Origin of the sequence: Bradyrhizobium sp. B117 (assembly GCF_038969555.1) — a bacterium.
GTDB lineage: Bacteria > Pseudomonadota > Alphaproteobacteria > Rhizobiales > Xanthobacteraceae > Bradyrhizobium.
Genome location: NZ_CP152414.1, coordinates 4,016,184 through 4,029,104 on the forward strand (window position 1 = coordinate 4,016,184; position 12,921 = coordinate 4,029,104).

The 12,921-nt window shown below is 65.4% G+C and carries 19 protein-coding genes; 7 read left to right on the top strand and 12 right to left on the bottom strand.

Going from position 1 to position 12,921, the window contains the following annotated elements; genetic code table 11:
- Nucleotides 1-70: 70 nt before the first annotated feature.
- The 6 genes from AAFG16_RS19530 to AAFG16_RS19555 all read right to left on the bottom strand — a co-directional run bounded on the left by AAFG16_RS19530 (nucleotide 71) and on the right by AAFG16_RS19555 (nucleotide 4,353).
- Entirely contained in the window at nucleotides 71-991 is a 921-nt protein-coding gene (locus AAFG16_RS19530; protein ID WP_342740243.1) for an SH3 domain-containing protein, read from the bottom strand.
- A gap of 16 nt (nucleotides 992-1,007) precedes the next feature.
- Nucleotides 1,008-1,304, bottom strand: a complete 297-nt coding sequence (locus tag AAFG16_RS19535) for a hypothetical protein (protein ID WP_092213418.1) — start codon at nucleotides 1,302-1,304, stop codon at nucleotides 1,008-1,010.
- Nucleotides 1,305-1,410: 106 nt separating this feature from the next.
- Nucleotides 1,411-1,965: a septation protein IspZ gene (locus AAFG16_RS19540; protein ID WP_342740244.1), complete on the bottom strand. Its 555-nt coding sequence runs from the start codon at nucleotides 1,963-1,965 to the stop codon at nucleotides 1,411-1,413.
- Between the two features lie 12 nt (nucleotides 1,966-1,977).
- Nucleotides 1,978-2,553 (bottom strand): hypothetical protein, encoded by a 576-nt coding sequence (locus AAFG16_RS19545; RefSeq protein ID WP_342740245.1) that lies wholly within the window; start codon nucleotides 2,551-2,553, stop codon nucleotides 1,978-1,980.
- 76 nt (nucleotides 2,554-2,629) lie between these two features.
- The gene (locus AAFG16_RS19550) at nucleotides 2,630-2,911 is read right to left on the bottom strand and encodes a hypothetical protein (protein ID WP_342740246.1); all 282 of its coding nucleotides are present in this window, start codon (nucleotides 2,909-2,911) and stop codon (nucleotides 2,630-2,632) included.
- Between the two features lie 44 nt (nucleotides 2,912-2,955).
- Nucleotides 2,956-4,353, bottom strand: a complete 1,398-nt coding sequence (locus AAFG16_RS19555) for a carotenoid oxygenase family protein (RefSeq protein ID WP_342740247.1) — start codon at nucleotides 4,351-4,353, stop codon at nucleotides 2,956-2,958.
- Between the two features lie 106 nt (nucleotides 4,354-4,459).
- Here AAFG16_RS19555 and AAFG16_RS19560 point away from each other — a divergent pair, with 106 nt between their 5' ends.
- Nucleotides 4,460-5,191, top strand: coding sequence for a WHG domain-containing protein (locus AAFG16_RS19560; protein WP_342740248.1), 732 nt, complete (start codon nucleotides 4,460-4,462; stop codon nucleotides 5,189-5,191).
- A gap of 45 nt (nucleotides 5,192-5,236) precedes the next feature.
- Nucleotides 5,237-5,851, top strand: coding sequence for a DUF6321 domain-containing protein (locus AAFG16_RS19565; protein ID WP_342740249.1), 615 nt, complete (start codon nucleotides 5,237-5,239; stop codon nucleotides 5,849-5,851).
- A gap of 3 nt (nucleotides 5,852-5,854) precedes the next feature.
- On the opposite strand, the gene AAFG16_RS19570 is transcribed toward AAFG16_RS19565, so the two are convergent.
- Nucleotides 5,855-6,460: a hypothetical protein gene (locus AAFG16_RS19570; RefSeq protein ID WP_342740250.1), complete on the bottom strand. Its 606-nt coding sequence runs from the start codon at nucleotides 6,458-6,460 to the stop codon at nucleotides 5,855-5,857.
- Between the two features lie 156 nt (nucleotides 6,461-6,616).
- On the opposite strand from AAFG16_RS19570, the gene AAFG16_RS19575 reads away from it, so the two are divergent.
- On the top strand, nucleotides 6,617-7,171 hold the full coding sequence (locus AAFG16_RS19575) for an SET domain-containing protein (protein ID WP_283085927.1): 555 nt from the start codon (nucleotides 6,617-6,619) through the stop codon (nucleotides 7,169-7,171).
- A 169-nt stretch (nucleotides 7,172-7,340) separates the two neighbouring features.
- Here the strand turns inward: AAFG16_RS19575 and AAFG16_RS19580 are convergent, their stop codons facing one another.
- Together AAFG16_RS19580 and AAFG16_RS19585 are read right to left on the bottom strand one after the other, a co-directional pair.
- Nucleotides 7,341-7,739, bottom strand: coding sequence for a hypothetical protein (locus AAFG16_RS19580; RefSeq protein ID WP_342740251.1), 399 nt, complete (start codon nucleotides 7,737-7,739; stop codon nucleotides 7,341-7,343).
- A gap of 37 nt (nucleotides 7,740-7,776) precedes the next feature.
- Nucleotides 7,777-8,007: a hypothetical protein gene (locus AAFG16_RS19585; RefSeq protein ID WP_342740252.1), complete on the bottom strand. Its 231-nt coding sequence runs from the start codon at nucleotides 8,005-8,007 to the stop codon at nucleotides 7,777-7,779.
- A 101-nt stretch (nucleotides 8,008-8,108) separates the two neighbouring features.
- Here AAFG16_RS19585 and AAFG16_RS19590 point away from each other — a divergent pair, with 101 nt between their 5' ends.
- Together AAFG16_RS19590 and AAFG16_RS19595 are read left to right on the top strand one after the other, a co-directional pair.
- On the top strand, nucleotides 8,109-8,930 hold the full coding sequence (locus AAFG16_RS19590) for a helix-turn-helix transcriptional regulator (RefSeq protein WP_283085929.1): 822 nt from the start codon (nucleotides 8,109-8,111) through the stop codon (nucleotides 8,928-8,930).
- Nucleotides 8,931-9,010: 80 nt separating this feature from the next.
- Nucleotides 9,011-9,676 (top strand): DsbA family oxidoreductase, encoded by a 666-nt coding sequence (locus AAFG16_RS19595; protein WP_283085930.1) that lies wholly within the window; start codon nucleotides 9,011-9,013, stop codon nucleotides 9,674-9,676.
- 5 nt (nucleotides 9,677-9,681) lie between these two features.
- Here the strand turns inward: AAFG16_RS19595 and AAFG16_RS19600 are convergent, their stop codons facing one another.
- Nucleotides 9,682-10,851 (bottom strand): GNAT family N-acetyltransferase, encoded by a 1,170-nt coding sequence (locus tag AAFG16_RS19600; protein WP_342740253.1) that lies wholly within the window; start codon nucleotides 10,849-10,851, stop codon nucleotides 9,682-9,684.
- 191 nt (nucleotides 10,852-11,042) lie between these two features.
- Between AAFG16_RS19600 and AAFG16_RS19605 the strand changes: the two genes are divergently transcribed.
- Both AAFG16_RS19605 and AAFG16_RS19610 read left to right on the top strand, forming a co-directional pair.
- Nucleotides 11,043-11,471: a YeeE/YedE family protein gene (locus tag AAFG16_RS19605; protein ID WP_342740254.1), complete on the top strand. Its 429-nt coding sequence runs from the start codon at nucleotides 11,043-11,045 to the stop codon at nucleotides 11,469-11,471.
- 5 nt (nucleotides 11,472-11,476) lie between these two features.
- A complete protein-coding gene (locus AAFG16_RS19610) occupies nucleotides 11,477-11,944 on the top strand; it encodes a DUF6691 family protein (protein ID WP_283085933.1) in 468 nt (155 codons plus the stop codon).
- 57 nt (nucleotides 11,945-12,001) lie between these two features.
- On the opposite strand, the gene AAFG16_RS19615 is transcribed toward AAFG16_RS19610, so the two are convergent.
- Both AAFG16_RS19615 and AAFG16_RS19620 read right to left on the bottom strand, forming a co-directional pair.
- Nucleotides 12,002-12,325: a hypothetical protein gene (locus AAFG16_RS19615; protein ID WP_342740256.1), complete on the bottom strand. Its 324-nt coding sequence runs from the start codon at nucleotides 12,323-12,325 to the stop codon at nucleotides 12,002-12,004.
- A gap of 117 nt (nucleotides 12,326-12,442) precedes the next feature.
- Nucleotides 12,443-12,913, bottom strand: coding sequence for a PaaI family thioesterase (locus tag AAFG16_RS19620; RefSeq protein WP_283085935.1), 471 nt, complete (start codon nucleotides 12,911-12,913; stop codon nucleotides 12,443-12,445).
- Nucleotides 12,914-12,921 lie beyond the last annotated feature (8 nt).

Sequence of the window (12,921 nt, forward strand, 5' to 3'; positions counted from 1 at the left end):
CGCTCTCTTCAAGCAAGATGGATACGCGGGTCAAGCCCGCGTATGACGAGATGCATTATCGGCGAAGCCGCTAGCTGCAATTCGTGACTTGGTTGGAGCACAGCGCGCGCCACCAGCCGCGGACGCCGTCGTAGCTCTCGACGAGGCCCCAGGCGCCGCTGCACGCCATGAGCCGCTTCGGTCCGCCGTCGCCGTCAATCGGGCCGCCAAGCTCGTGCTGAGCTGGCATCCATTTGGCGTCGACGAAAGGTGCCTGAAACAGCCCGCCCGCGCGCGTGTAGCCATTGGCGTAATTCGCGCCGACCTTGTTCGACGCGACCCAGCCGCGGCCCGCATAGGGTTTTGGCGCGCTGCGCGGATATCGCGTCTCGTCCTCGTAGTCCTTGCCCGGGGGCCTCGCGCCTTCGATCAGGAACCAGCCGTCCCTGAAGCCGACGATGCGGAATTCGGTGAGCCAGCCGCCGTCGGGCGTGTTCTCGGCGCCGCCGAGCTTGAGCCGATAGGGCGGCGGCAGGGTGCCGAGCATGCGCGCTTTCGCTGAAGGTTCAGCCCGCACGTTGAGACCGCTCGGGTCCTTGTCGATGGACCAGGCGCCGAGATCGCAGGGCTCGGTGCCTTCGGGCAGGCTGGCGCGTTTTGCGGCGAGATCGGCGTGCAGTTTTGCGAAGTCGGCGTCGTCGTTGTCGGGAGCCGGCTCGGTGCGCGGCTTCAACGCGGCCGAGATCGCGCGTGTCGCATCCGCCGTCAACGTGACGACGAGGACCTGGCGTGCGGCGAACACGCTTGCCGGTGTCTTCGGATCGTTTGATGTCGCCGGATAGACCGCGAGATAGCCGGTCGCGCCTTCGGTGCGGTAGGCGAGGCTCGCGACATAACCTGCCGGCACCATGGCGAGCGCGCTTGCGCGCCACGCTGGTTCGGTGTCATCCGCGCGCGCCGCAAGTGTCGCGACACACAGGATCGTTGCCGCGATGAGACAGAGCGCACGCATGGATGCAGCGCGGTCTTTACGCCCGCGCGCCGGTGAACGGGAAGCTGCCCATCGGACCGATGCCCATTTCGCCGCTCATGCTGTCGCCGGATACCTTTCCGATGAACTCGAGGGTCAACGGCATCGGATTGGTGATCGAGACCTTCCAGTTGATGGCATCGCCGCTGATGGTGCCGTCGAAAATCTCGGCAGAATTACCATCGGCGCCCTGCGTGCCCGTCAGCGTGCCGCCGGAGCTCAGCAGGGTCAGCGTCGCCTGCCGCTCGCCCATCGGCGTCGTCATGGTCAGATTCCAGTTGCCGTCTACGGCCATTCCCGTCTCCCGAACAGATCCCGGCGGGCCGCGACGATCCGCGGCCAGTCCTGGGCGAGCCTATAGCCTAACTCGCAGCTCCTGCCTAACCCCGCATTGGAGGCATTTAGGCGCGGGCGGCCGCACGGCGGCGGCTGGTGACGATGAGCCTGAGAACTACATACTGCACGGCAAAGGCCAGGATCTTGGCGCCGCCCGCGACCACCGTGATGTAGAACGCCCACAGCTTCAGATCGCCGGTCGAAGCTACGAAGATCATGCCGGCGCCGATCGCGAACATCAGCGCCGCCCAGGCATAGCCCGCGGCCGTCACATATTCCGGAACGGTCTCGACCACGATCGGCGGCATGTAGCGCAGCATCCAGCCGCGTTTGAGCATGATGGCGCCGATCGCGAAATGCGCGATCGAGGGCTTTGCCAGCATGAAGCGGGGATCGTTGGTCAAAAGCGTGACCGTGCCCAGCACGACGACGAGAGCGAGGCTCGCATAGGTCATGTAGTTCAGCTGCCGCCCCTTGATCCGGGCGTAGATCACCTGCGCGACCGCGCCGGCGATCGCCACCGACGTCGCCAGGATGACATTGTCGGTGATGAGGTAGATGACCAGGAAGACGATCGCGGAGAGGAAGTCGGAGGCGAGGCGGGCGAATACGTCCTTCATCGTTGGTCCTGTTCAGCGAGGGGCGGGCAGTGTGCCGGACGGCGTACCGTACTTGATCTCGCGATACTCGGGATACCACTTTGTGAAGTAGATCGCGCTGTTGCGGGCGGCGAAGGCCACCGCAAGGCTCGACCAGAGCGGCAGACCGGGGATGTAGAGCAGCACGAGATTGGCAGCCGCCATCAGCAGAGCGGCCGCGGTCCAGGCGCCGGTGATGACGTAATTGGCGTAGCAGAAGCCGGGCATCGCCGCAGTCTCGGCCGGGACCGATTCAAGCGCATATTGCAGCGTGAAGGGACGGCGGACCAGCATCGAGCCGAGCGAGATGACGAAAATGCCGATGTCGACCGACAGCTTGACACCGAGCGTGCCAAGCGCGGGATCGAGCAGCGCCAGATAGAGGCCGATTGCGGCGAACAGAATTGCCGAGCCCAGGGCGAGGATCTTCACCGAGCGGCCGCGCGCCACATCGATCGCGACAGTGGCGAGGCAGATCGCGGAGGCCGCGAAGACGCTGACCGCGGCCGATGTCACCAGCATGAGGAAGGTGAAAGCGCCGTAGGGCGCGAGGATCAGGAAAATCGCCATGGGCCGCCTCGGTCAAGTCGATCTTTACGGTGTAAAGATCAATAGTTCAGGAGCGACGGCGGGTCAAGTAAAATCTTTACAGTGTCAAAATGGTGTAAGTGACTTCCAAAAAGTGAAGCGCTGCAACGGCTTGGTCGGACGCCTCGTCGGCCAATTCCGCCCAGGGCAGGCGCGACAGGATCGGCAGCGCGGAGGCGACCAAAACGCCCACGCCGAGCACGATGCCGCCGTTCAAGATGGCATGGTCCCGTCGCCGCAGCCGGATCATCCAGAATGCGAGCGCGGCGCAGGCCATAGCGAGGATGACCAGGCAGACGCGGTGATCGTGGGCAAGTGCATGGGAAACTCCTCTTTCCATCGTTCCGGGCTCGCCACTTCGTCGCGCCCCGGAATGACCGGGCGCTACGCCGCTCCCACCCAGTTGCCGTGAAAGCCATCGGGCACGCGGTGGCCGAGCTGCACCAGCGCGACGGGCCCCACCTCGATATCGGTCGCGTTGAACACAGCGAGGTCGCTGCGGTTCTCCCGCGCCCGCCAGACCACGGCGAGCAGCCAGCCGTCGCCCTCGGGAGCATCTTTCGAGCGTTCGACGAACACCGGCTCGGAGATGGTATCGCCAGTGGGCAGCAGATAGTGGCCGAGCCGCCGGCCGTGCCCGTCGACATGGACGATGCCCGACAGCGCGCCGAACATCGGCAGTTTTGGATTGGCGCAGGCGTACCAGCCGTGACGGCTCTTCAGCCCGGCGTGGCGATCGTCGATGCGCGGGAATTCGCCGGTGAGATCGTCGAGATAAGTCTGCTGGAAGCGGTCGGTATTTTCTGAGAGATCGAACGTCCAGCGGCAATGGCGGGCGCGCGATTTCTCGGGATCGGTCGGCCGGCCGTCGGGATGCGGAAACAACGGCGCTTCCTCGAACTGCATGACGTCGGCGATGATGCGGTTCTCCTCTTCCCACGCGTTCATTACGTGGAAGACGTAGCAGGCTTCAGCCCGGAACCAGACGATGTCCTTGGCCGTGCCGTTGCGCTTCATCACGCCGACATAGGCGCCCTTGTCCGGCTCCCACGCATAAGGCGGCCGTCCGCTCATCGCGCGCTCCATGCTGCCGGTGATGGGCAGGATCGGAAACAGCACATGATTCGCGGTGACGATGGAGTCGTGCACCATGCTGGCATACGGCGCCTCGAACCGTTCGAAGCGCGTTGCCTTGCCGGAGGCATCGATCGATCCATAGGAGAGGGCAGGCGTCAGCGGTCCCGCGGCGTTGTAGCCAAAGAACACGAGCTCGCCGGTGACGGGATCGACCTTCGGATGCGCAGTGAAGCTGCCGGCGACGCGGCCCTGGTAGTTGTGATAGCCGCGTGTTGCCAGCGTGCCCGGCTCGATCTCGGTCGGCAGATGCGCTTCCTCCAGCGCGAGCAGCTTGCCGGCATGGAAGATGATGTTGGTGTTGGCGACGCCGCCGTCGGTCAGGTCTTTGGGCGCATCCGGCAGCTTGCGGCCGAAGCCGCCGAACAGAGCGCGGCCGGCGTCGTGCTCGGCGAGCCATTTCGGCGTGCGGACCCAGCGGTTGCGATAGCTGGCGCGGCCGTTCTCAAGGTGGAACGCATGCAGCATGCCGTCGCCTACGAACCAGTGCGCGCCGGGAGAATCGAACTGCGGATTGGGCCCGTTGCGATAGAGCGTGCCGTTCAGCTCGCGCGGCAATTCGCCGACGATCTTGAGGACGGGCGCGTCGGCCTCGAATGGAATCGGGCCGAGGTTGTGGCGGCGCTCGGCGATAGCGTCCTGCTGCACGGCGTATCCCTCCTTATCTTTACATCGTCAAGATCGAATAGGGCCGATTGCGGCTTCCGTCAAGTGAAATCTTTACACTGTCAATATTGCGTCATATAGCTTGCAAATGGCCAAGAGCGACACCAAGGGCGAAACCGCGCGTCACCCGCGTGCCCCCAGAAAAACAACGTCGAGCACTGCCTCGCGCCCGGCGCGCCGCCCAGCGAGTGCGAAAACCGAGACGCCGTATCATCACGGCGCCCTGCGCGAGGCGCTGCTCGAGGCCGCCGAACGGGTGCTCGAGCGCGACGGGCTTGCCGGCCTGACATTGCGCGCGGTGGCGCGCGAGGCCGGCGTCTCGCACGCCGCGCCGACGCATCATTTCGGCGATCTCACCGGTCTCGTCAGCGAGCTCGCCGCCGTCGGTTTCCGCCAGTTCAACGCGGCGATGTCCTCGTCGTGCAACGCCGCCGCCACGCCGCTCGAGCGCGCGCTGGCGCGGCCGAAAGCCTATGTGGCCTATGCGCAGGCGCATCCCGGCATGTACGGCATCATGTTCCGCACCGAGCGGCTCGATTATTCCAGACCGTCGCTGCACGAGGCGGCCGAGGCTTCGTTTGCCGGACTTGCCAATGCCATCGGCGCGATGCGGCAGGAGCAGATCAGCGGCGATGCGCTGACGCTGAACCAGGGCGCCGCGATCGCGCGCGCCTGGTCGGTGGTGCACGGTTTCACCATGCTGCTGCTCGACGGCCGGCTCGAAGATATTTTGCAGCGGCTGCCCGAGGGGACGACGGCGGAGCGGCTGCTCGAGGCTATGCTGACCGCGCCCATCCCAGGCAAGCCGCCTGGTCCCTGATCGAGGGGCGAGGCAACCCTTGCTGTGGTCAGGCGTTGACGCCGCATGGCAAGATCACCGCGCGCTCCCTGGAAACGCACCAATCCGCGCAAGCGCGCGGGCAAGGCATCCAAGCATCTCACGCCCGCGCAGAAATCGGCGGCGAAGGCGCGCGCCCGCCGCGCCGGCCGCCGCTATCCCAACCTCGTGGACAACATGCGCATGGCTGCGAAGAAGACTTCCAAATCATCGAAGGCGAAGACGTCAGCAAAGAAAAAATCAACGAAGAAGAGCCGCAAGCGCACCACGAAAGAGGCGGCAAAGTCCTCGCCCAAGCGCAAGCCGCCGGCACGGGAAAAGGATCCGCGCGGCGGCCTGACCGCGGCCGGCCGCAAGGCGTTTGCGCGCAAGCAGGGCGCTCACTTGCGGCCGGGCGTCACCAAGAAGGAGTCCGAGATGACGCCGCAGGAGATGCGGCGGAAGGGCAGCTGGGCCGTGCGGTTCTATGGCCGCGCGAAATTGCCGCCGCTGGTCGATGCCAAGGGCGAGCCGACCCGTCACGCGCTGTCGGCGCATGCCTGGGGCGAGCCCGTGCCGAAGACGGTGGCGGCGGCACGGCGCATCGCGGCAAAGGGCGAGCGCCTGCTGGCGCGCTATCGCCGCGCCAGGGCCAAGGGCTAGCGCCTAACGCATCGTTGCGAGCTCGACGGCGCGGCCGCGATTGCCGATGATCTTCACCTCGTCCTTGCCGCAAGTGAAGCTGCGGGCGAATTCGTCGGCGGCCTTGCGCGCCAGCTCGTTGGCATCGGGATTGGCGATCGCATCGACATAGGCGACATGGCAGACCGGCCCCGGCGGCAGCCGCGTCACGACCAGCATGGCCTTGGTGTTCGGCCGTCCCTTCTTGTCGGGATCGTTGTTGTCGGCAATGTGCCAGCGCTGGATGATCGCAAACGGCTTTGTCCCCGCGGCGCGCCATTCGACGGTGGTCTCGGATGAATTGAACGGGCCGAACCAGGTCTGTGCCGCCGGTTCCTCCGCGGCGACCTTGCGGCTGCGGCCGATCGAGACGATCTCGCGCAGGTCGTCCTCGGCGATCAGCACGATCAGGCCGCCCTTGCCCGGGCAGACCCGCGTCGTGCTGCCGTCGAGCTCGCTGGGCTTGCCGATCTGGCGGCAGGTCTTAGGTGCGGTCGAGGTGTAGGTGCTGCCCAGGGATTGGGCGGCGGCACTCTCCAGGCCGGTGCACGTCAGCAACACAGCGATGCATGCGGTGGTCGTGCGGATCATGGCGAAACCTCGAGACAGGCGGAACTCATCCCATCAGACGTCTTGATTGTGGGCAAGGTTCGAACAAGGTCGTGAGACACCTGACAGCGCCGCGGAATCGTTCTAGAAGAGCGCCTTCGCTTCGGCTCATCCGGCCGCGTCCTCGTTCTTTTGATCATGCCAGCCACATCGTCGAACAAATCCTATCGCGTCGGCCGCTCCAAGACCGGACTCGGCCTCTTCGCCACCAAACCGATCAAGAAGGGAACCCGGATCATCCGTTATTTCGGACCGATCCTGGACTCGCGGATTCCCGAGCAGGACGACATCGAGAACAAATATCTGTTCGAGCTCAACGGCCGCTGGACCATCGACGGCTCGGTGCGCAAGAATCTGGCGCGCTACATCAATCATTCCTGCCGGCCCAACGCCGAGTCCGACGTCCGGCCGCGCGAGCGCAAGGTGTTCATCCGTGCCATCAAGAACATCGAGCCCGGCGACGAGATCAACTACGATTACGGCACCGACTATTTCAAGGCCTATCTGAAGCCGATCGGCTGCAAATGCACCTCCTGCGAGAACAAGCGCAAGAAGCTGCGCGCCGAGGCGCGGGCCGAACGCGCCAAGGTGAAGGCGCGCACGGAAGCCAAGGCCAAGAAGGCGCCCGCCAAGGGCGTCAAAAAGAAGAAGCTGAACGGTCACGCGTTCGGCAAGGCCCGCGCGCAGGCGTAGCGCAAGCTCGTTCGTCCAGCTCAGGTGTCATGCCCCGGCCTTGACCGGGGCATCCAATACGCCGCACGACCTCCGCATACGACTACGGCCTCTGGAATACTGGGTCGCCCGGTCCAGTGCGCAATTGCGCACAAGCCGGGCGATGACAGTGCGTCGTGAGGGGATCGCCTCACGCTGCCACGGCATTCCCGCTCTTCCGCAATCCCACATATTGCAGTTCCGCGAACACGCCGGTCGCGATCGCCTGCGCCACGACCATGAGCTCGCCGGCAAGGTTCGGCGACACCGTGCCCGAGAGCAGCAGCGAGATGCTGGCGACCGTCCAGGCCGCGTTGCCGATCGCGACCAGCAGCACGAGCGGCTTTGCAAGGCAGGCGCGCGAGGCGAGCCAGCCGACCAGCGCGGTGTAGGCGATCAGGAACAGGCCGGTCTCGCGCAGCAGTGCTTCGGGCAAGTTGAACAGCGAGGCAAACGCGCCTGCGCCGAAGGTGAAGCCGAGGGCGGCGATGCCGCTGAAGACGGCGTCGGCGAGCAGGGCGCGGCGCAGGAAGGTGGATGCGTCGATCATCGTAGGTCTCCTTGGCTGGTTGGGCTCGGGGTGGAATTCAGTGCAGCCCGCGCCACCAGGCGCGGAGCAGGCGGGCGATACGGAACGGGCAGAGGCTCCTGCCGATGCCGTGCTCGAAGGCGACAACCTGCGCGACGACATAGTCGCCGGTCGAATGCACCAGCGGCTCCGGCATGTTGAGGCCGCGCGCCAGCATGCGGGTGGCGAGCGCGATCACCCAGGGCAGAACGTGGTCCGCAACGGTCCGGTAGAGCAGTAGCGCGATCATGGTCATCTCCTGTTGCAACCGAAGATGCGCGCGCCCGCGCCCCAATTCGATTACCTCTGGGGTAATGGAAGGGCTGAAATCCACATGCTAGGTTTCTGGTCATGAACGCACACGCATCCACGGCACAGGCAGAACGCAGCCAGCCGGTCCATATCGGCGATCATTTGCGCGAATGGCGGCAGCGCCGCCGGATGAGCCAGCTCGATCTGGCGGGCGAGGCCGAAGTCTCGGCGCGGCACTTGAGCTTTGTCGAGACCGGGCGCGCTGCGCCCTCGCGCGAGATGGTCTTGAAGCTCGCAGAGCGTCTCGACGTGCCCTTGCGCGAACGCAACGTCCTGCTGGTCGCCGCCGGCTACGCGCCAGCCTTCCCGCAGCGCCCGCTGGAGGATCCCGCCTTGAAATCAGCCCGCCAGGCGATCGACCTCGTCCTCAAAGCGCATGAGCCCAATCCGGCGCTGGCAGTCGACCGGCATTGGAACCTGGTCTCCGCCAATCGCATGGTCGCGCCGCTGCTCGACGGCATCCCGCAGCGGCTGCTCGGCCAGCCCTTCAACGTACTGAGGCTCGCCTTTCATCCCGAGGCGCTGGCACCGCGCACGGTCAATCTCGCGGAATGGTGCGGACATCTGCTGGAGCGGCTGCACCGGCAATGCGAGGCGACGGCCGATCCTGAGCTGATCAAGCTCTACAACGATCTCAAGAGCTATCCCATTCCAGCGCGCTCGGCGCCGTTGCCCAGCGATACCGTCGCGATCCCCTTCAAGCTGCGCCACGATGGAGAGATACTAAGTTTCTTCTCCACCACCATGGTGTTCGGCACGCCCGTGGACATCACCCTGTCCGAGCTGGCGCTGGAGACGTTCTTCCCGGCGGATGAACGCACGGCCGAGCGGCTCAAGCAGATGGCCGCAGCCATGTCCTAGCGCTATATCCGGCGCCCTTGCCTCAGGGCGGGTTCGGCTTATCTTGGGGCAAACCGCACAGCCCGAAGGAGGCGCCTGACATGAGCACGCTCAAACCGCTCCAGATCGATGTCGTCTCCGACGTGGTGTGCCCGTGGTGCTATATCGGGAAGCACCGGATCGAGAGCGCGCTCGCGCTCGTGCCTGACGTTCCCGTCAAGCTCAATTTCCGTCCCTTCTTCCTCAATCCCTGGGTGCCGCGCGAGGGCATCAGCCGCGAGGCCTATCTCACCCAGAAGTTCGGCTCGGTCGAAGCGTACAAGGGCATTGCCGGGCGCGTCGTCGCGGCGGCCAGCGAGGAGGGCCTCGTCTACAAGCCAGAGCTGGTGGCGCGGCAGCCCAACACGACCGATTGCCATCGCCTGATCCTCTGGGCCGAGGCGATCGGCAAGGCGCCCGAGATGAAGCAGCGCCTGATGGAGCTGTACTTCCGCGACGGCGGCGATCTCACCGATGTCAACGTGCTGGTGCAGGCGGCCGCCGATATCGGCCTCGACGCCGACGATGTGCGCAGGCGCCTTTCCACCGACGAGGACGTTGCACGCGTGTCTGCCGACGCGCAGGAGGCAGCCGAGAAGGGCATCTCGGGCGTGCCGACCTACGTTTTCGCGCAGAAGTACGCCGTCTCCGGCGCGCAGGATCCGAACCTGCTCGCTCGTGCCATCCGCCAGGTCTCGGAAGAGATCAACGCGCAGGCGGCGGAGTAGCTGGCCTATTTGCGGAGCAGGCGAACTGCGCGGCGCGCCGCCGCGTAGGCGGCGCCGTGCGCTGCGAGCGCTCCGTGAACGAGCGCCACAACCGGATCGTTCCGCCGCAGCGGGATCAGCACGTCACCGATCGCGAAGCGTCCGCGCCAGATCGGATTGATCATGGGATGGTCGGCACTCGCGGTGGAATCCGCACTCGCAATGGCTGGATCGGTGCAGAGGTGACGGGTGAGGTCGAGCGTGAGCTGTACTCCCGGCGAATATTTTGCAAAGCGCTCGTCGATGCCGAGCTTGAAGAAGAAGGCGCGGTCCTGGTGACGCAGCACGATGCCGGCGGCGACCGGTGTCGTGCCGGCGCTCAAGGTGACGATCTCGCATTGCGCGGTCTCGGCGAGCGCGGGCACTGCGCGGCGGATGAAGGTTGCATCGCCCGCATGCTGGACCAGCGCGGTGCCGCGCTGGCCTTTCCAGCCGCTGGCTTCGAGCTGCAAGAACGTTTCGAGCGCGCGCCTGATTTCGTCCGGCTTGCGCGCGACTTCGAAGGCGACGGGCCCATGCTCTTCCAGACGATGACGCTGGCGGCGCAGCTCCTTGAGCTTCTTGGTGCCGAGCGCCTCGTGCAGCAGCGTCTCGCCATCCTGCGTCGCATCGAGGCTGGCGCGGATGTAGGAATTGAGCACACGCGGCTTCAGGCCGTCGTCATCCAGAACCTGCTTGAGCGACGTCATCGCCGCGCCGTCGAGCGCGACGTCGTTCAGCACGAGCGCATGTGCGCCGGCCTCACGCGCCTGCTGCAACAGACGCGTGGCCGCCTCGATCGGGACGTCGCGGTCGATCAGCGGGCTGCACAGCGTGCCATAGGGATGCGCGCTCACCAGCGCGGGCAGGGGGATCTTCAGAGCGCGCCAGAGCGAGATCACCGGCATCAGCCCGATCAGCCGCACTGAGGATCCTTCATATGCGGCAAGCGCGGAGGCATCGGTGCGGCCGCGCGCACTTGCGCTGACGGCGAGCTCCCAGGCTGGCAGGTAATATCCGTTCGGCTCGACCGCGCGCTGTGCCAGCGCGCGCCATTGGCTGGCGTCAATCGCGGTGAGCGGGACACGCGCGCGCACGGCCGCGGCATGCTTGGCCGATGCCGGCTTGATCGCAGCCTCATGCACGATGTCGACCACGTCCCGTCGTCCCCGTTCACGCGGGCCAAGCCCGTGTTACGTGGATATGCTTAGCGCAAAGATTGGAAAATACCGTTGGGACGCCGCTTCAATTCGAGTGGTAATATTAACACCTCGTTGAGCATCCGGGCGGACGATCGCCGGCCGTACCGATGGATGCGCAAGGATCGCTCTTGCCCCGGAGGATCACCATGATCGCCACACCTTTCACACCTTTTGCATCGCTCCTTGGCGGCGCGCTGATCGGTCTTTCCGCCGTGCTTCTGATGTGGGCGACGGGGCGGATCGCCGGGGTCAGCGGCATCGCGGCGCGGCTGTTTCCGCCTTATGAGGACCGCGAGTTCGCCGGCCGGCTCGCCTTCGTCGCAGGCCTCGTCGCCGCACCACTCCTGGTTCTGCTCGTGACCGGACGCCTGCCGGCGCAAACGATCGCTGCGACAACGCCGGTGCTGATCATCGCGGGATTGCTCGTGGGCTTCGGCTCGGTGTGGGGCAGCGGCTGCACGTCCGGCCATGGCGTCTGCGGCCTGTCGCGGCTGTCGGTGCGCTCGCTGGTTGCGACACTCACCTTCATGGCGACGGGCGTCGCTACCGTCTTCGTGATCCGTCACTGGAGCTGACGACGATGACAATCCTCGTTCAATTCGTGATCGGGCTCATCTTCGGCCTCGGCCTCATCATCTCCGGCATGTCGAACCCGGCGAAGGTGCTGAACTTCCTGGACGTCGGCGGCATCCCCGCGGGCACTTGGGACGCCAGCCTCGCCTTCGTGATGGCCGGTGCGGTCGCAGTGACCTTCATCGGCTTCAGCCGTGTCTTGAGGCTCGCTCGTCCGTTTTTCGCTGAACGCTTCTACGTTCCGACGCGAAGGGACATTGATACGAAAATTGTTGTGGGACCCGCGATCTTCGGCATCGGCTGGGGATTGGCAGGCTTCTGCCCCGGTCCGGCCCTCACCGCGCTCGGATTTGGTTCGCGGTCGGCTTCCGTCTTCGTCGCTGCGATGTGCGCGGGGATGGTGCTCGCGCGCTTCATCGCGAACCTTCCGTCGACGGCGCGCATCGCCGCGCCGACTGATCCGCTCGAAACCTGACATGGACGGGACCGGGCAAGCTGTCTCGCCCGGTCCCGCCCATCATCGTTTCATCGATTACCAGCGATCGCCGATGCCGACGCTGACGCCCGGCGCGCGAATGCCGACGCCGCCACGCGGACCATCGTCCCAGTCGCGATAGGTGCGGCGCTCATAATAGCGCTCACGCGGCATCCTGGCGTAGGAGTCGCGCACGACCACGCGCGCGCCGCCATTGGTGCGATAGCAGTTGCCGGCATCGTCGCAGACGAGCCGCACTTCCTGGATCAGATCCGGGCTGGCGTATTCGCTGGTCGTATAGATGTCAGCGGCCTTTGCGCCGCTTGCCGCTGCCAGGGCTCCGACACCAGCCAGCAGTGCAATCGTAAACGTCCTCATCATGTCCTCCTCCAAAGCTGCCCTTGGCGGTAACAAGAAGGGGAGGCGGGGATCGTTCCGGCCGCGCTGCAGGATTTTCCCGGAACTGGATTTGCGGTGCCGTCGAAGTTCCCTGCGATGTCAACTCGGGAAGATGAGGCAGGTTGTGCTGCCATGGGCGAGCAGTCGGCCTTTGGCATCCGTCACACGTCCGTCGGCCGTCCCAACGCGACGGCCACAGTTCAGGACCTTGCCTTCGACTCTGATCTGACCGGTTTCCGGCGTGATGGGCCGCACCAGAGAAATCTTGAACTCGAGCGTCGTCTGGCTGATTCCCTTGTCGAGCATCGATTGGATGGCCAGTCCCATGCTGCTGTCGAGCAAAGTGGCAGTCAGTCCGCCATGCACGGTTCCAGCCGGGTTGAGATGTGCATCGGTCGGCGTCAGCGCGATGACGACGCGGCCGCTCTCCGCCTCGACCACCTCATAGCCGAGCGTCCCTGCGATCGTGTTGAGAGGCAGTGTCCCATCGGCAAGGCCCCGGACGAATTCAAGCCCGCTCATCTGCTTCTGCCGTTCGGCGCTGACCGTCCCGTAAGTCCTGGTCGCCATGCTGTTCT